Source organism: Nocardia coubleae NBRC 108252 (genome assembly GCF_001612805.1).
Taxonomy (GTDB): Bacteria; Actinomycetota; Actinomycetes; order Mycobacteriales; family Mycobacteriaceae; genus Nocardia; species Nocardia coubleae.
This window is the reverse complement of record NZ_BDBD01000011.1, coordinates 980,152-996,549: the sequence shown is the minus strand read 5'-3', so window position 1 is coordinate 996,549 and position 16,398 is coordinate 980,152. Positions and strand designations below refer to the sequence as shown.

Sequence of the window (16,398 nt, the reverse complement as noted above, 5' to 3'; positions counted from 1 at the left end):
GAACGTCGATCGGTCCAATCGTCTCGCCATGCCACGGCGGCGAACCGGGCGCCGCTGCACCACGGTGATCTCGACAACGATTCCGCCGAGGGGATGGGCATGACCGAAGTGAGCGTGCGGGTGATCGACCGCACCGAGGAAGCCGACGCGGTGTTCGCCCTGGTGCTCGCCGCGGTCGACGGCGGGCAGTTGCCCGCCTGGACGCCGGGCGCGCACATCGACGTGGCGGTGGGCGCCGCCGGGGTGCGCCAGTACTCGCTGTGCGGCGACCCCGCCGACCGGGACCACTGGCGGATCGCGGTACTGCACGAACCCCGGGGCCGGGGCGGTTCGGCCGCCCTGTTCCGGACAGCGTTGCCCGGCACCACACTGTCGGTCTCGTTGCCCCGCAACAACTTCGAGCTGACGCCTGCCGCCCGGTACACCTTCGTGGCGGGCGGGATCGGGATCACCCCGATCCTGCCGATGATCGCCGCCGCCGACCGGGCGGGTGCGGACTGGACGCTGCACTACGGCGCCCGGAGCCGCGCGCACATGGCCTTCGCCGACGTCCTCGCCGCGGACCCCCGGGTGCGGCTGGTGCCGCAGGACGAGGCCGGGTTGCTGCCGATCGCGCAGATCCTGGCCGACCGGCCGGGCGCGACCGTGTACTGCTGCGGTCCCGAACCGCTGCTGGCGGCGGTCGAGGCAGCGGGCGCGCGGGGCGGTGTCACAGTGCGTACCGAACGCTTCGTGCCACGGCCGGTCGTGCCCGCGGAAGCCGACACCGCCTTCGAGATCCGATTGGCGCAGACGGGCCGGACGCTGCGCGTGGCGGCCGATCGGTCCATCGTCGACGTCCTCGAATCGGCGGGCATCGCGGTACTCACCTCGTGCCGCGAAGGCACCTGCGGCAGTTGCGAGACCCCGGTGCTCGACGGCGAGGTGGATCACCGCGACTCGCTGCTCACCGCGGAGGAACGCGACAGCGGCGCCACGATGATGCTCTGCGTCTCGCGGGCCCGCTCCGGCGTCCTGGTGCTCGACCTGTGAGCGCGCGCGGAATCGGTTGTCCCCCAGAACGTGCGCGTAACGGACGCGCCCGATTCCCGTCCGGGAATGTGAGAGGAAGAAATATACGATGAGGAAATCTGCTGCGGCCGCGGCGCTGCTCGCCGCCGCGATCGGCGTCACGGCCGGTATCACCGGCTCGGCGTCGGCCCAGGCCCCCGCCCCGATCGAGTTCACTGCGCAGGAAGTGGCCGGTAAGTCCGTCATCACCACAGGTGCCGGCTCCATGGTCGTCGAGGACGGCGCGTTCAAGGTGAAGGCGCCCGACGGCACCACCGTCGCCGCCACCCCGCTGACCTTCCGGCTGGACGAGTTCGAGTTGCCCATCGTGGCCGAGATCGCGGGCAACACGGCGACACTGAGCCCGCAGCTGGATGCCTCGCAGGCCGTCTACAAGCCGGTCGCCCTGCCCTTCGAGGACAAGGCACCCTGGAAGAGCGAATACGAGCGTGAGGTGGCGGCCTGGACCAGGCTGACCACCACCATCTCCACCGGCGCCGCCATCGGCACCCTGGTCGGTGGCATCGGCGGCGCCGCGGTGGGTTGCGTGCTCGGCGGCATCGTCGGCGCCACCGTCGCCGCGGCCACCATCGTCGGCCTGTTCGGCCCGTTCCTGCCCGCCGCCGCGGTCGGCTGCATCGGCGGCATCCTCGCCGTCGGTGCGCTCGGCACCCTGGCCGGGCAGATCTTCATCACCGCGCCCGTGGCCATCGGCGCGGCGATCCAGTACTTCACCACCATCAACCAGCCGTTCAACGCACCGGCGAAGTAGGGGTGGTCGAAGACCCGGTATAGAGCGACCGGGGGACACCGACCCCGCCCGATCCTGTGATCGGGCGGGGTCTTTCGCCGTCCGGGCGTCGCTGCGATCAGCGCGTCAGCACGGGCAACGCGAGCAGACCGCGGATGAGCGTGCTGGTCTGCCAGCGTGGCGTCAGGGCGGCCGGGGCCAGCCGCAGGTCGGGGTAACGACGCTGGAGGGCGGTGACGGCGATCGTGGCCTCGAGCCGGGCCAGGGGAGCGCCGACACAGAAATGGATGCCGTGGCCGAACGCCAGGTGCCCGGTGGTGTGCCCGTCGGTGGCGAGCGTGTCCGGGTCGGCGAACCGTGCGGGATCGCGATTGGCGGCTGCCACCGACACATAGACGAGTTCGCCCGCCGGGATCTCGGTGCCGCCCAGGGTGACCGGCTCGGCGGTGTAGCGCACCGTGGCCATGTCGACCGGCCCGTCGAAGCGCAGGAACTCCTCGATCGCCAGGGGCACCGCCGCCGGATCGGCGCACAGCGCCTGCCACTGTGCCCGGTCGCGCAGCAGCGCGTTCATGCCGTTGCCGATCAGATTGACGGTGGTCTCGTGCCCGGCGACCAGCAGCAGGAACGCCATCGACACCAGCTCCTTGTCCGTGAGCCGGTCGCCGTCGTCGTCGGCCAGCACCAGTTCCGAGAGCAGATCGTCGGCCGGGTCGGCCTGCTTGGTCCGCACCAGATCGGTCAGATAACCGACCATGGCGGCGCCCGCGGCCGGGCGCCCTTCGTCCTCGCCGACGACGGTGACCAGCGCACGAGTCCACGCCTGGAAATCCGCACGGTCGGCGAACGGCACACCGAGCAGCTCGCAGATCACGGCCACCGGTAGGGGATCGGCGAACTCTTCCATCAGATCGAACTCGTCACGGTCGGCGGTCGCATCCAGCAGGTCCTCGGTGATCTGCTCGATCCGGGGACGCAGCCCGGCGACCTGCTTGGCGGTGAACGCCTTGTTCACCAGCTTGCGCAGGCGCGTGTGCGCCGGCGGGTCGGTGCCGAGCATGTGGCTCAGCAGCGCGCTCACATTGGGATCCGACCGCGTTTCGCGGCGCTTCTCGTGCAGGATCGCCTCGACCTGCCCGACATCCTTGGCCAGGCGCGGATCGGCCAGCGCCGCACGGGCTTCGGCGTAGCCGATGATCACCCAGCGGACCACGTCGTCGGGGAAGCGGACCCGATGGACCGGGCCAGCGGCGCGCCAGCGCCGGTAGTGGGCGTGCGGATCGTCGAAGAAGTCGGCGCCGATGGACTCGACGCGGGGAGCAGCGGTGGTGTCGGCCATCTCACCGACGGTACCGGCGTCCGGCGAACGATTCGCCGGGTGCGCGCGATCCCGATCAGGCAATCGGAGTTCGGCATGGAATGGGCTGCGGCAAACCGCAATTCACCGAACGCTGCTCGAATGGGAGGGGAAAATCGTCCGCAGGGAGGAAGATCATGACAAGTACCGACATGGACGTCGACGTGACCGCGCAGCGGCGGGTCGACGAATTGACCGCGGTATTCGAACGCGGACTGCAAGAAAAACTGGGTGTCGGTGATTCGCTCGGAATTCGCTTGGAAAGCGCGTCGAAAGGACACACGCGCTACTATCTCGACCCCAATCCGGCGACCATCAACGCGATGTTCACGGTGCACGGTGGTGTCCTGGCGACCCTCATGGACACCGCCATGGGGAGTGCGGTGTTCACCGAGCTCGGCGACGGTGTCGCCTACACCACGCTGGAACTGAAGGTGAACTTCATCCGGGCCGTGACGCTGGACGGCAGCAGGCTCACCTGCGACGCCACCGCCGTGCACGTCGGGCGGCGCACCGCCACCGCGGAGGGGCGCATCACCGACGCGGCGGGCAAGCTCATCGCCCACGGCACCACGACGATTCTCCTACTGGCACAGGGCAACTGACCACACGGCACCGGCCCCGCCCCGAACCGATCGGGGGCGGGGCCGGTGCCGTCGGATCAGGCAAGCGCCCGACAGCTCTCGACGAACCTGACGAGCTCGTCGATCGGCTCGGTTCGGGTGTCGACCGCGCGGTCGATCACCTTCACGAGGTGCTCGTAGGCGGCGGTGTGGTCGTAGTCGGCGACTTCGGCGATGCGCAGCGCCCACCGCCAGTAGCCGCGCAGCGTGTCCGACAGCGGCATCCGGAAATGGGCGATGACGTCGCGGATCGGCGCCACCACCGCGTCACCGTCGTGGCGCAGGTATCGCGTCACCACCTCGGCCATGAAGCTGAAATGCCTTGCCTCGTCGCGGGACAACCGGGTGAGGACCGCGGCGAGCACCGGATCGGTGACGACGTCGCGCAGCTGCTGGTAGTACATCTGTGTCGCCTTCTCCTGCACCAGCGCGTAGGCGAAGAACTGCACGGGATGGTCGTAGGGCAGGTCGAACGGTTTGTGCCCTTCGATCGCCAATTCCGAACGCAGCGTGGACCGTTCGGCCATACCCGCGGCCTCCTGGTAGCGGGCCAGTGCCCTGGCGTGGGTGTCCTCCTCGAGCGCCCACCGCACCGTGAAGTGGTAGAGCTCCCGATTGTGTTCGAAGGTCGGCAGGTCCACGCTGTCGTCGACCGGGAAATGCCGGTGGTAGACATCGAAATAGCCGGGCAGGTGGTCTTCGATGAGGGTGACGAACTGGACCGCGGATCGTTGTCCCTCGGTGAGCCTGCCCGCGTCGGCGGCCGTCCAGTCGAAGGCGGTCTCGACGTCCCAGGCGCGGGTCGCGGGGGAGGCGGCGAGGAAGCCGTCGACCGCGGCGGTCAGCTCGGTGACGGGCAGCAACCCTGGTGTGCTGATCATGTCCTACCTGGCATTCCGGCAGACCAGCGCGTAATGCTTGGTGGTGTAACCCCAGCCCGCGTTGGCGATCTCGAGATAGTGGCGCAGCTTGGCCGCCAGGCCGGCGCCGTGCGCGTCGATGCGGTCGGCGGCGGCGTCGACATTGGCGATCCAGTCCTCGATCGTGCGCCGGTAGTTCTCGGTGAGGTCGTCGACCGAGATCACCGAGAAGCCCGCGTTCTCGGCGGCCGCGACCAGCTCCGAGAGCGGGCGCAGCTCACCGAAACCGAAGATGTCCTCGCGGACGAACCCGGTGCCGTCGCGATCGTCGAACGCGGTGCGGATGGCCGCATTGCGGAAGCAGCTCTCCGAGACGTAGAGGGTGCCGTCGCGGCGCAGCACCGCCTTGGCGCGGCGGAACACCTCGTCGGGATCGGGCATGTGCACGATCGAGCCGAGCAGGGTGACGGCGTCGAAGCCACGCGCGGGCAGGTCGAGCTGCTCGAAATGCCCGACGCGAGTGCGCACCAGCTCGCTCACCCCACGGGCGGCGGCCTGCGCGGCGATGTAGTCGTGCTGCCGCGGCGCCGGGCTGATCCCCAATGTGCGGCAACCCAATTCGCTTGCCATGTAGAGGATCAGCGAACCCCAGCCGCAGCCCACGTCGAGCAGCTGTTCCCCGCCGCGCAGGCCGAGCCGCTCGGCGACGAAACGCAGCTTGTTGCGCTGCGCCATCTCCAGGGTGTCGTCGGCCGATTCGTACAGTGCCGCACTGTATTTGCGCAGCGGATCGAGGAACTCGCCGAAGATGTCGGGATCGAGATCGTAGTGCTGATTGGTATCGGCGACGACCGTCATGCCTGCCGCCCCTCGGCGACGGAGCGCTCCACCACGGCGGTGACCTCGGCCAGGGTGGACATGCCGAAGACGTCTTCGTCCTCGAGCTCGATGTCGAAGGTGCGCTCGATGCGGGCGATCATCCGCAGCACCCGCACCGAATCGACACCGGCCATGGCGCGCAGGTCGGCGTCGGGGGTCAGCTCGGCGGCGGGCAGGCCGGTTTCGGAGATCGCGATCTCGGTGACCGTGCGCAGGATGGTGTCGGCGGAAGTGGTTGTCATGGCCGGGCTCCGTTCGGGGAGAAGGTGTTCGCCGTGGACAGGGCGTGGTCGAGCAAGGCGACTTCGTCGTCGTCGAGGGTGAGCTGGTCGCGGACCGCGTGCAGATCGAAGGGCTGATAGGTGGCCGTCGACGACGCGCACACCGCGCCGTCGGCGTCGAGGATCTCCGCGTGCGCGGCGATCGGACCCGGCCCGCGCTCGGGCGGAAGCGTTGCCACGCAGCGGTATTCGCGATCGACCAGCAGGGGCGTGAGGAAGCGGGTGCGCTGGGAGACAGTGAAGGCGGGTACGTTGCGCGCGAGCACGATGAGATTGCCCATCACCTCGTCGCACACCACGCCGATCAGCCCGCCGTGCACGACACCGGGATAGGATTCGAAGGCCCGGCCCAGCCGGAACCCGGCCTCCAGCGCGCCGTCGGGGCGCGGGGTGAAACTCAGGCGCAACCCGGCGGCATTGTGCGGGGAGCAGCCGAAGCAGTGGTAGTCGGGGATCACCGACCACGGCACCACGACGGCGTCGGCGGCCGTCATCAGGCGATGGCGTCGGCCAGCGCGCGACGCACCTTCGCGTTGCTGGACAGGTCGAGCCCGGTGATCGAGGCGAAGGTGCGGCGCACCTTGTCGTGCAGCACCTCCAGCTCGCCCTCGGCGGCGACCTGCTCGAGGAACAGCTCGAAGCCGGTGTCGATGGTCTCGTGGTCACCGAGCTCGGCGATGCCCGCCTTGAAGGTGCTCACCGGATGCTTGATCTTGGCCTCGGAGCTGTAGACGTACAAGGTTTCGAGCACCGATGGCAGTTCCTCGGGGCGCTTCTTCAATCGCTCGTTGGTGTAGTGGATGAACTCGCGCGCGTGCCCTGCCTCGTCGCGACTGGCGTTGAGCAGCAACTCCTTCAGCACCGGTTCGCCCACCCAGCTCGACACCGCGCGGTACACGTGGTTGACGGTGAGCTCGGAGATGATGTTGGTCGCCAAGGTCGCCGAGGGCGTGCTGCCCGGTGCGTACGGCTCGCGCATGGCGTCGACGGCGCGGTCCTCGACGTCCTCGCCGATCGCGCCGAGCCAGGAACGGAACGCGTAGTGGTGCTGCACTTCCTGATAGCCCCACACCACCGCGAAGGTGGAGAAGTCGTAGTCGTCGACGAATTCGTTGAGGAAGCCGTGTACCGCGGCGATCACATTGGACTCACCCATGGCCGCGCTCTTGGCGAGGGTGATGTACTCCGGGCGGACCAGCGTCGGGTCGACGGCGGGCAGGTCGAGATCGCTCAGTTTCCAGTGCAGGCGTTCGTAGTGGCGGAACACGTCAAAGCTGTGCACGAGGCACTCCGTTCGATCGAGGGGGAGCCGGGCGCGGCGTCATCGCCGGCCGATCAGTTCGCGGGCGGCGAGGCGTTGGAGCTTGCCGCTGCTGGTGCGGGGGATACTGCGCGGCGCGACCAGGTGCACCTGGACCGCGCTGAGTCCGAGGTGGGCGGTGACGGCGGCGCGGATGGCGTCGGCGAGCGCGTCGGCGGCCGCGCCGGTGCGTTCGGTTTCGGCGATGAGGGCGATCACGTCGTCGCCATCAAGATCGACGGCGGCGGTGCAGCGGCCCTTGTGGACGCCGTCGAGGTCACGGACGGCGGCCTCGACGTCCTGGGCGTAGTAGTTCACGCCGCGCACGGTGATCATGTCCTTGCAGCGGCCGGTGACGAACAGTTCGCCGTCACGCTGGTAGCCGAGGTCGCCGGTGCGCAGCCAGCCGTCGACGAACCGGTCGGCGGCGGCCTCGGGGTCGGCGGTGAGATAGCCGTCGGTCACCGGGGCGCCCTGGATCAGGATCTCGCCGACCCGGCCGTCGGGCAGGTCGGCGCCGGTGTCGGGGTGCACGATCCGCACGGCGATCCCGTCGACGGGCCCGCCGACCGAGGCGACCGCCCGCGCACCGTCGGCGTCCCGCGCGACCACGTCGGCGACCGCGGCGTCCGAGAGCAGGGCGCGGTCGACCCACTCGAAGACCGGCTCGCGCAGCAGCGGTGGGAACGCGACGGCGAGGGTGGCCTCGGCCATGCCGTATACGCCGAACATCGTCGACGGCGCGAAACCGGCGGGCGCGAACCGCTCGCAGAACGCGCTGACCACCGATTCGGCGATCGGTTCGGCGCCGTTGAACGCGATCCGCCAGTGCCGCAGGTCGTAGTCGGTGACCCGCTCCGGCGGGATCGCCGCAAGCAGCGCCTCGTAGCCGAAGTTCGGCATCGCGGTGATGGTGGTCTTCGTCGCGGCGAACTCGGCGAGCCAGCGCGCCGGATCCTTCACGAACGCGATCGGCGACCATACGTGCGCCGGGATGCCGCGCAGCACCGCCGACAGGGTGCCGAACAGTCCCATGTCGTGGAACAGCGGCAACCAGAATCCGCCCTGATCGTCGAGTCCGAGATCGATACCGGTGCGGATGGCGGCCAGTCCGCTCACCACATTCGCATGGGTGAGTCGCACGCCCTTGGGCAGTGCGGTGCTGCCGGAGGTGAATTGCACGATGGCCAGATCGTCGGGGCCCGGCGTCGGCAAGATGTCTTCGTCGGCGATGACATCGTCGACGAGCGCGCCGGTGTCGACGAATTCGACGCCGATGTCCCCGATCAGCGGGATCATCGAGGCGAACCGGGGCGAGACCAGGACAGTGCGCATGCCCGCGGCCGCGGTGATCGCCGCCAGCTTCGTCGGATAGACGGCCGTCGCCCGTGTGCCGGCGGGCAGCGGCAGGGGAGTGGCGGCGGCGCCCGCCGCGGCGATGCCGAACAGCGAGGTCAGGAACTCCGGCGCGTTGGGGCTCAGCAGGCCGACGGGCTCGCCATGCCCGATCCCGCGCCGCACCAACGCGGTCGCCGTCGCCTGGGCGCGTGCCTGCATCTCGGCGTTGTCCAGCTGCTCCGACACCGACCAGAACGTCGCCGTGACGCGCGGCCGTTCGGCGGCTACCCCTGCCAGGAGGGTGGTGAGCGTGTCGCTCGAACGCGAGGAATTCATGCCGGAAACGACAACAGTGCCAGCTGACATCGCGTTGAACGAATAACGAATTACGCGCGCCGATAATCACCGTCGATCGTCCAATTGCCCTGCCTGATAAAGATATTCGGCTATCGCCCGATCGGAGCAGACAATACTGCGCGAATTCGGGGCCACCGCGCGACGACGATGAGCGGCGAAATCCCCGCACCGAAATCGCCCCTAGGAGCTGCCGGTGACTTCCGATCATGTCGCGGTCGACGACCCGACCCCGGTGCAGATCGCGGTGCTGGAGAGCGTCGCGCCGCACTGCCGCCACGACCCGTATCCCAGCTACGAAACCCTGCGCGCCGCTGGACCGTTCGTGCCAGGACCCCGTGAGACCCACCTGGTGCCGCGGCACGCGCAGGCCCAGGCCATCCTGAGCGATCCGCGCTGGAGCCACGCCGAGGAACCGGAGCTGCTGCACGGCGACAGCGAGGTGGAGCTGCCCGGCTCGTTCCTGTGGATGGAACCACCGGACCACACCCGTCTGCGCGGCCTTGTGGGCAAGGCGTTCACCGCCCGCACCGTCGCGGGCCTGCACGAGCGCGCCGACCGGCTCGTCGACGGGCTGCTCACGGCGATGTTGGCCGAGGGCGAGACCGATGTGCTCGAGGCGCTGGCCTACCCGGTGCCGCTGACCTTGATCTGTGAACTGCTCGGCGTCCCCGCCGAAGCCCACGCCCACGTGCGGGAGATCTCCGCCCACATCGCGCGCGGCCTCGACCCCGACACCCTGCTGAGCCCCGAGGAACTGGCCGCGCGCACCGAGGCGGTGCACGCGTTCGACGCGTTCTTCGGCGACCTGGTCGCCCAGCGCCGCGCCGATCCGCGTGACGATCTGATCACCGCACTGGTGCACGCCGAGGAGGCCGGGGTCCGGCTGACCAGGACCGAACTGATCGGCACCCTGCTCATCCTGGTGGTGGCCGGGCACGAGACCACGGTCAACCTCATCGGCAACGGACTGCTCGCCCTGATCCGCCATCCCGACCAGTTCCGGCGGCTGCGCGAGGACCCCGCGCTGTGCGGTCCCGCCGTCGACGAGGTGTTGCGCTACGACCCACCCGTGCACCTGACTACCCGCACCGCGCGGCACGAGATCGAGCTCGCCGGAAAGACTTTCGCGCCCGGTGACGCGGTGATCGTGCTGATCGGCTCGGCCGCCCGCGACCCCGAAGCCTTTCCCGAGGCCGACCGCTTCGACATCGGCCGCTACCTGCCGGGCAAGCGCCCCGAACGGCACCTGTCGTTCGGTCTCGGCCTGCACTACTGCCTCGGCGCACCGTTGGCCCGCCTCGAGATGCAGGCGGTGCTGCGCGCCGTCGCCACCCGGGTCGAGCGGATGCACCTGCTCGCCGAACCGCCGTATCGCCCGAATGTGGTCGTGCGCGGCATGTCCGAACTGCGAATCAGCCTGGAGGGCCGATGAGTACCGCTGTCCCCGCCGACCTCACCTTCGACGCCTTCGCCCCCGACCACCGCGCCGACCCGTATCCCGCCTACGCCAGGGTCCGCACCGCCACCCCGCTGTTCCCGTACGAGCTCGGCGACGTGCCGGTGCGCCTGGTGACCCGCTACGAGGAGTGCGCGGCGGTGCTCACCGGCACCGACTGGGGGCACGGTTACGCGGCGGGCATCAGCCCCTTCCGGGACACCAGCGCCGCCATCCCCGGCTCGTTCGTCCGCATGGACCCGCCCGAGCACGGCCGCTACCGCAAGCTGGTGGCCAAGGCGTTCACCCCGAAGATGATCGGCGAGATGGCGCCGGTGGCCGGCACGGTGGTCGACGGCCTGGTCGACGCGGCACTCGAGCGCGGCGAACTCGATGTGCTCGAGGATCTGGCGGTCCCGCTGGCCGTCGCAATGGTCGCGGTCCGGCTGCTCGGCGCCGACGCCGCCGACGGCCCCAGTTTCCGTGCCTGGCAGTTGGCCATCGCCCGCGGCAGCGACCCCGACTCGCTGCTCGGTCCCGACGACATCAGCGCCCGCACCGACGCGGCCATCGCCTGCATGGGCCATTTCGCCGGGCTCATCGCCGAGAAGAAGCAGCGGCCCGGCACCGACCTGCTCAGCGAACTGGTCGCGGCCAGCGTGGACGACGACTTCCTCACCGAGCCCGAGGTGATCGGGATGTCGCTGCTGCTGCTCGTGGCGGGCATGGAGACCTCGATCAACCTGATCGGCAACGGCATGCTCGCCCTGCTGCGCCATCCCGATCAGCTCGCGCTGCTGCGCGCACAGCCCGAACTGATCGGGCCCGCCATCGACGAGATGCTGCGCTACGACGCGCCCACCCAGTTCACGATCCGCGTCGCGCTGGCCGACACCCGGGTCGGCGAGCACAGCTTCCGCCGCGGCGACGGCGTCGTCGTGCTCACCGGCTCGGCCAACCGCGACGAACGGGTCTACCACGACCCCGACACCTTCGACATCACCCGCTTCACCGGAAACCGCCCGCCGCGTAAGCATCTGGGCTTCAGCCTCGGCATCCACTACTGCGTCGGCGCGCCGCTGGCCCGCATCGAGGCCGAGGCCGCGATCCGCACCCTGCTCGACCGGGCGCCCGAACTGGCGCTGGCCGAGCAGTCGATCGAGTACCGGCCCAGCCTGATCCACCGCGGCGTCCGCCACCTCCCGGTGACCCTGTGACCGCGCCGCGTCAGCACGCGCTCGTCATCGGCGCGGGCGTCTCCGGGCTGCTGGCCGCGCGAGTGCTCGCCGAGCGTTTCGACCGGGTCACCGTGGTGGAACGCGACGAGCTGGACACGAAAGAGACTGTGCGCCGCGGTGTTCCGCAGGCCTGGCATCTGCACGGCCTGCTCGACCGGGGCCGCCGAATCATGGAGGAGCTGTATCCGGGCTTCACCGAGGAGGCAGTCGCCGACGGCGCGACCGTGGCCGAGGTGCTCGTCGGCACCCGCTGGTATGTCGGCGGTTCCCGGCTGGCGGCGGGCGCAACCGGACTCACCTCGCTGATCGCGACCCGGTCGCTGCTCGAAACCGTGCTGCGCAGGCGCACCCTGCGGATGCGTGGCATCGAACTGTTGACCAGGACGACCGTGCAGGGCCTGATCGGCGACGCCCAGCGGGTGCGCGGCGTCCGGGTGACCGGCCCGGCGGGGGAGCAGACCCTGGCCGCCGATCTGATCGTCGACGCCGGCGGCCGCGGCTCACGAATCACCCTGTGGCTCACCGCGATCGGTGCGGAGGTGCCCGACGAGGAACGCCTGGAGGTCGACCTCGGCTACGCGTCGCGGTTCTTCCGGCACCGGCCGGGCCAGCTCGACGGCCAGGCCTCGGTGATCGTGTCGACCGGCGCCGACGGGCGCGGTGGCGGCGCGGTGCGGGTGGAGGGCGACCGCTGGCACGTCACCATCGCCGGGATGCTCGGCGACCATCCACCGACCGACGAGCAGGGCTTCCGCGCGTACGCCGCGTCGCTGTCGGCGCCCGATATCCACACCATCGTGGTCGGCTCCGACCCGCTCGGCGAACCGGTCCCGTACCGCTTCCGCACCGCCGTGCGCCGACGCTTCGACCGCCAGCGCGCCGCGCCCGCGGGGCTGCTCGTGCTCGGAGACGCCCAGTGCGCGTTCAACCCGCTCTACGCCCAGGGCATGACCGTGGCCGCGCTGCAAGCCGCCGCCCTGCGGGACTGCCTCGACGCCGACGACCTGCCTGCCCGCTTCTACGCGGCCGCCGCCGACGCCGTCGCGGTGGCCTGGCAGTTGGCCGCCGGCTCGGATCTGCGCAATCCGGGCGTCGAGGGCAGGCGCACCCTGCGCACCCGGCTCACCGACGTCTTCGTGACAAGGGTGCAGCGCGTGGCCCACCACGATCCGCACGTGGCCAGGACCTTCCTGCGAGTCGCCCACCTGGTCGACCCACCCGCCGCGCTCACCGCGCCGGCCACGCTGCGCCGCATCCTCCTGCCCTGACCACCCCTCGCGAGGAGACCAACCCATGACCTCCACGATCGACACCGACGCCGTCCAGACCGCCCTGCTCCAGCTGTTCGGCCCCGACGGCCGCGCCGACCCCTACAGCCCCGCCCGCGTACTGCGCGAAGCGGGCCCGATCCACCAGACCCCACTCGGCCATCACGTGCTCACCCGCTACGAGGACTGCGCGGCGGTGCTGTCGACCACCGCGTGGAGCCACGCCGAGGAAGCGGCGATGATGCACCCGACGGTATCGCCGGAGAACGCCCCCGAGGAACTGCCCACGTCGTTCCTGTGGATGGAGCCGCCGGACCACACCCGCCTGCGCAACCTCGTCACCAAGGGATTCACCCCGCGCATGGTGACCCGATTGCGGCCGCGGATCGAGCAGCTGTGCGAACAGCTCGTCGACGATGCCGTGGCCGCGGGCGAATTCGACCTCGTCGAGCTGATCGCCTACCCGCTGCCGTTGATCATCGCCTGCGAGCTGATCGGTGTGCCGAAGGAGGCCTACGACCAGGTGCACCGCTGGTCGCAGGACCTGGCCCGCGGCTTCGATCACGACTACACGCTGCCCGAGGAATGCCTGCGGGCGCGCAGCGCGGCCTCGCGCGGATTCATGGGCTACTTCCGTGAGCTGCTCAACGATCGCCGCGTCAGCCCGCGCGACGATCTGCTCAGCGCGCTGTCCCAGGTCGAGGATCGCGGTGACGTGCTCTCCGAACAGGAGCTGCTCGCCACCTGCATCACCACCTTCGTCGCCGGGCACGAGACCACCGCCAATCTCATCGGCACCGGCATGCTGCGCCTGCTGCGCAACCCCGACCAGATCCAGGTGCTGCGCGAACGTCCCGAGATGCTCGTCCACGCACCCGACGAACTGCTGCGCCTCGACCCGTCGGTGCAGATCACCACGCGCGCCGCGACCCGGCCGATCACCGTCGCCGGGCACCGGTTCGAGCAGGGCGAAGGTGTTGTGGTGCTGATCAATTCGAGCAACCACGACCCCGCCGCCTTCCCCGACCCGGAGCGGTTGGACGTGACCCGCTACTCCGATCCGAAGAACCCGGCCAAGAAGCACCTGGGCTTCAGTCTCGGCATCCACTACTGCCTCGGCGCCCCGCTGGCGTTGCTCGAGATGGAGATCCTGCTCGACGTGCTGTTGCGCAAGGTCGGCTCGCTGGAACTGCGCAGCGAGAATCCGCCGTTCAAGCCGAATGTGGTCATCCGCGGCCTGGAATCGCTGCCGGTGGCGGTCACCCCGGCCTGAACGACGAGTTGGTCGGCGACTACCGGGAACCGCCACCGTTGCCCAATGCGCGGCTGAGGAGGGGGAGCAGCCGGTCCCAATGACGTCGCAGTGCGGAGGGATCGAAGTCGTCGGTGTCGGACATGGTGAAGCCGTGGACGGTGCCCGGGTAGATCTCGGAGGTGTATTCGACGCCCGCGGCAGCCAATGCCTGGTCGAGCCGACGGAGATCCTCGGGCGTCAGATCGGTTTCGGCGTGGCCGAAATGGACTTCGGCGGCGAGTTCGGAGAGATTGTCGAGTCCGTCGGCGCCTACGGGGGCGTGGAATGCGGCGAGGGCGGCCACTCGGCCGGGGTGGGCTACAGCGGTGCGCACCGCCAGGAGCCCGCCTATGCAATAACCCGTCACTGCGACGGGTCCGGCGCTGACCTCGGGTCGGGTGGTGAGGAACTCGAGGTAGGAGTCGGCGTCGCGGAGCGCACGTTCGGCGGTGTGTGCCTCGATCAAGGGCATCAGCTTGGCGAACAAGGCGGAGCGGGCGTCTTCGCCGATGTGTTCGGGCAGTTCGATCACCGGTGCCGGGCCGTGCCGGTAGAAGAAGTTGGGGACGAGCACGTAGTACCCGTGCCCGGCCAGTTCCTCGGCCATCTCCCGCAGCACGGGCCGTATACCGAAGCCGTCCGGGTACATCAGTACGCCCGGGTACTGCTCACCGGAGTCGGGGAAGGCGGCGAACGCGTCCGCGTGGCCGTCGAGGGTGGGGATCTGCAGCGTCTTGGTATGCATGAATTCTCCTGTCGTGGTTGATGTGTGGAGCCTGTGATCAACACGAAGGAGGCGGAGCCCGCGCAGCGGCGCTGGAACTTCGATCGGACAACGGGCCACGGGCCCGTGCGGTGCTCAGAAGAGCACCGGGTCACCGATCCGTGTGTGGCGCAAGGCCGTCCCGGTAGTCATCGACACGAACTATAGCCGCACGGGAAACAGTCGCCGCCGCGCACCGACAGGAGCCGCTCGATCAGCGGCGTAGCAGGTCGACGACGCCGGTGGTCGACTCCTTTCCGCCGCCCTCGGCGACTCGACGTTCCATCAGTGTCATGAAGGGCTCGAGAAGTTCCGGGCTGACGCGCTGTTCCAGGGCAGTACGTCGCAGCGTGTCGTTCGTCGTGGCCATCATCGCCAGGTTCGACTCCACGTCCTGCGTGTAGTCCCCGCTCGCCAGCTGCGCGGCCGTGCCGAAGGCGTAGCCGGCCATGGCCTGCTGGTAGGCCACCATGAGTGGCGCGAATTCGACCGGTGAGATGTCCTCGCCACCGATGAGAGCGAACGCGTGTGTGGCGCCCGCGAACATGCCCCACATCGCACTGAGCAGCGCGATGTCGTACAGCGCTGCGAAACCGGCGTCGGTGCCGACGTAGGTGACGCCAGCGGGCACCGCCAAGGCCTCGGCATGGGTCTCGTGCAGCCGCGCCGAACCGCTGTAGAACACGTACGCACCCGAGTCGGGTGCGCCGATCATGGAGGGGACGGCCATGATCCCGCCGTCCAGAAAATTTCCGCCGCGCGCGGTGATCCACTCGGCGAGCGCACGGGCCTCGGCGGGTGTGCTCGTGGTCAGGTTGACGATGTCGCGGCCGGTCAGATCGACGCCGTCGAGGGTCGCGCGCACCGACGCGTCGTCGAGGAGACACACCACCACGAGCGTGTTCGCGCCGACGGCTTCGGCAACGGTCGCGGCGACCGCCGCCCCCACCGGGGCCCGCCGGGGGCTGCGGTTCCACACGGTGACGGTGTATCCCGCCGCGAGCCACGAACGGGTGAGGGCCGAGCCCATGTCGCCGAGCCCGAGGACGGTGAGCGTTTTATTTTTGTTGTCGGACATGCGGTTTAGTGTTGGCGTGGCATCCGGGCCGAACAAGTACGCACACCGAAGTGGGTGCGCACTTCCGGGATAGCGAACAGGTAGAGGAAAGGAACCATCGTGCCGATCACACGCAGGCCGGGCGCGTACCGATGCGGACTCGACGCCACCATGTCGGTACTCAACGGCAAGTGGAAGATGATGATCCTCTGGCCGCTGAGCGAACGCCCCTACCGCTTCGGTGAGTTGCGCCGTGAGGTGAACGGCGTCACCGAGAAGGTCCTCACCACGCAACTGCGCGAGTTGGAGGCCGACGGGATCGTCCATCGCACGGTGTACAACGAGGTCCCACCCCGCGTCGAGTACTCCCTGACCCCACTCGGCGAGCTCCTCAACAACGCACTGCTCCCCTTGGAGGCGTGGGGTCGAGAACACCTCATGGATGAAGAGGTCGTCCGGTCCGGTTCCTGAGCCGGTTCAGGTCGGGGACTACGGAGAAGTGGGGGGATCGGTGGTTTTGGGTGCTCAGGTGCGGGCATTTCGCAAC

At 69.4% G+C, this 16,398-nt stretch carries 17 protein-coding genes; 8 read left to right on the top strand and 9 right to left on the bottom strand.

Annotation, left to right across the window (positions count from 1 at the left end; translation table 11 throughout):
• Positions 1-99: 99 nt before the first annotated feature.
• Both NCO8_RS13695 and NCO8_RS13690 read left to right on the top strand, forming a co-directional pair.
• Entirely contained in the window at positions 100-1,032 is a 933-nt protein-coding gene (locus NCO8_RS13695; protein ID WP_439951677.1) for a PDR/VanB family oxidoreductase, read from the top strand.
• 88 nt (positions 1,033-1,120) lie between these two features.
• Positions 1,121-1,822: a DUF8020 domain-containing protein gene (locus tag NCO8_RS13690; RefSeq protein WP_067639477.1), complete on the top strand. Its 702-nt coding sequence runs from the start codon at positions 1,121-1,123 to the stop codon at positions 1,820-1,822.
• A 97-nt stretch (positions 1,823-1,919) separates the two neighbouring features.
• Here NCO8_RS13690 and NCO8_RS13685 read toward each other — a convergent pair whose 3' ends face one another.
• Positions 1,920-3,140, bottom strand: a complete 1,221-nt coding sequence (locus NCO8_RS13685) for a cytochrome P450 family protein (protein WP_067639475.1) — start codon at positions 3,138-3,140, stop codon at positions 1,920-1,922.
• Positions 3,141-3,295: 155 nt separating this feature from the next.
• Here NCO8_RS13685 and NCO8_RS13680 point away from each other — a divergent pair, with 155 nt between their 5' ends.
• The gene (locus tag NCO8_RS13680) at positions 3,296-3,763 is read left to right on the top strand and encodes a PaaI family thioesterase (RefSeq protein ID WP_067639473.1); all 468 of its coding nucleotides are present in this window, start codon (positions 3,296-3,298) and stop codon (positions 3,761-3,763) included.
• Positions 3,764-3,819: 56 nt separating this feature from the next.
• Here NCO8_RS13680 and NCO8_RS13675 read toward each other — a convergent pair whose 3' ends face one another.
• From NCO8_RS13675 to NCO8_RS13650, 6 genes are read right to left on the bottom strand one after another with little or no spacing between them, the layout of a single operon-like run.
• Positions 3,820-4,662, bottom strand: a complete 843-nt coding sequence (locus NCO8_RS13675) for an acyl-ACP desaturase (RefSeq protein ID WP_067639470.1) — start codon at positions 4,660-4,662, stop codon at positions 3,820-3,822.
• A gap of 3 nt (positions 4,663-4,665) precedes the next feature.
• A complete protein-coding gene (locus NCO8_RS13670) occupies positions 4,666-5,499 on the bottom strand; it encodes an SAM-dependent methyltransferase (RefSeq protein WP_067639468.1) in 834 nt (277 codons plus the stop codon).
• Positions 5,496-5,762 (bottom strand): acyl carrier protein, encoded by a 267-nt coding sequence (locus NCO8_RS13665; RefSeq protein ID WP_067639466.1) that lies wholly within the window; start codon positions 5,760-5,762, stop codon positions 5,496-5,498. Before NCO8_RS13665 ends, NCO8_RS13670 begins: the two co-directional genes overlap by 4 nt.
• The gene (locus NCO8_RS13660) at positions 5,759-6,295 is read right to left on the bottom strand and encodes a PaaI family thioesterase (RefSeq protein WP_067639464.1); all 537 of its coding nucleotides are present in this window, start codon (positions 6,293-6,295) and stop codon (positions 5,759-5,761) included. The genes NCO8_RS13665 and NCO8_RS13660 overlap by 4 nt, the downstream gene beginning before the upstream one ends.
• Entirely contained in the window at positions 6,295-7,083 is a 789-nt protein-coding gene (locus tag NCO8_RS13655) for a ferritin-like domain-containing protein (protein WP_067639461.1), read from the bottom strand. The genes NCO8_RS13660 and NCO8_RS13655 overlap by 1 nt, the downstream gene beginning before the upstream one ends.
• A gap of 39 nt (positions 7,084-7,122) precedes the next feature.
• A complete protein-coding gene (locus tag NCO8_RS13650) occupies positions 7,123-8,775 on the bottom strand; it encodes an AMP-binding protein (protein ID WP_067639459.1) in 1,653 nt (550 codons plus the stop codon).
• A gap of 214 nt (positions 8,776-8,989) precedes the next feature.
• Here NCO8_RS13650 and NCO8_RS13645 point away from each other — a divergent pair, with 214 nt between their 5' ends.
• Genes NCO8_RS13645 through NCO8_RS13630 form a run of 4 tightly spaced genes read left to right on the top strand, consistent with a single transcriptional unit; the run spans position 8,990 to position 14,010 of the window.
• Positions 8,990-10,228: a cytochrome P450 gene (locus NCO8_RS13645; RefSeq protein ID WP_067639457.1), complete on the top strand. Its 1,239-nt coding sequence runs from the start codon at positions 8,990-8,992 to the stop codon at positions 10,226-10,228.
• Positions 10,225-11,448 carry a cytochrome P450 gene (locus NCO8_RS13640; protein ID WP_067639455.1) on the top strand — a complete coding sequence of 408 codons (1,224 nt, stop codon included), beginning with the start codon at positions 10,225-10,227 and terminating at the stop codon, positions 11,446-11,448. Before NCO8_RS13645 ends, NCO8_RS13640 begins: the two co-directional genes overlap by 4 nt.
• The gene (locus NCO8_RS13635) at positions 11,445-12,737 is read left to right on the top strand and encodes an NAD(P)/FAD-dependent oxidoreductase (RefSeq protein ID WP_067639453.1); all 1,293 of its coding nucleotides are present in this window, start codon (positions 11,445-11,447) and stop codon (positions 12,735-12,737) included. The genes NCO8_RS13640 and NCO8_RS13635 overlap by 4 nt, the downstream gene beginning before the upstream one ends.
• A 25-nt stretch (positions 12,738-12,762) precedes the next feature.
• Positions 12,763-14,010, top strand: coding sequence for a cytochrome P450 (locus NCO8_RS13630; RefSeq protein ID WP_067639451.1), 1,248 nt, complete (start codon positions 12,763-12,765; stop codon positions 14,008-14,010).
• 19 nt (positions 14,011-14,029) lie between these two features.
• Here NCO8_RS13630 and NCO8_RS13625 read toward each other — a convergent pair whose 3' ends face one another.
• Positions 14,030-14,776, bottom strand: coding sequence for a dienelactone hydrolase family protein (locus NCO8_RS13625; protein WP_067639449.1), 747 nt, complete (start codon positions 14,774-14,776; stop codon positions 14,030-14,032).
• 232 nt (positions 14,777-15,008) lie between these two features.
• On the bottom strand, positions 15,009-15,872 hold the full coding sequence (locus NCO8_RS13620) for an NAD(P)-dependent oxidoreductase (protein ID WP_067639447.1): 864 nt from the start codon (positions 15,870-15,872) through the stop codon (positions 15,009-15,011).
• Between the two features lie 150 nt (positions 15,873-16,022).
• Here NCO8_RS13620 and NCO8_RS13615 point away from each other — a divergent pair, with 150 nt between their 5' ends.
• On the top strand, positions 16,023-16,322 hold the full coding sequence (locus NCO8_RS13615) for a winged helix-turn-helix transcriptional regulator (protein ID WP_067639445.1): 300 nt from the start codon (positions 16,023-16,025) through the stop codon (positions 16,320-16,322).
• The last annotated feature ends 76 nt before the right edge of the window (positions 16,323-16,398 follow it).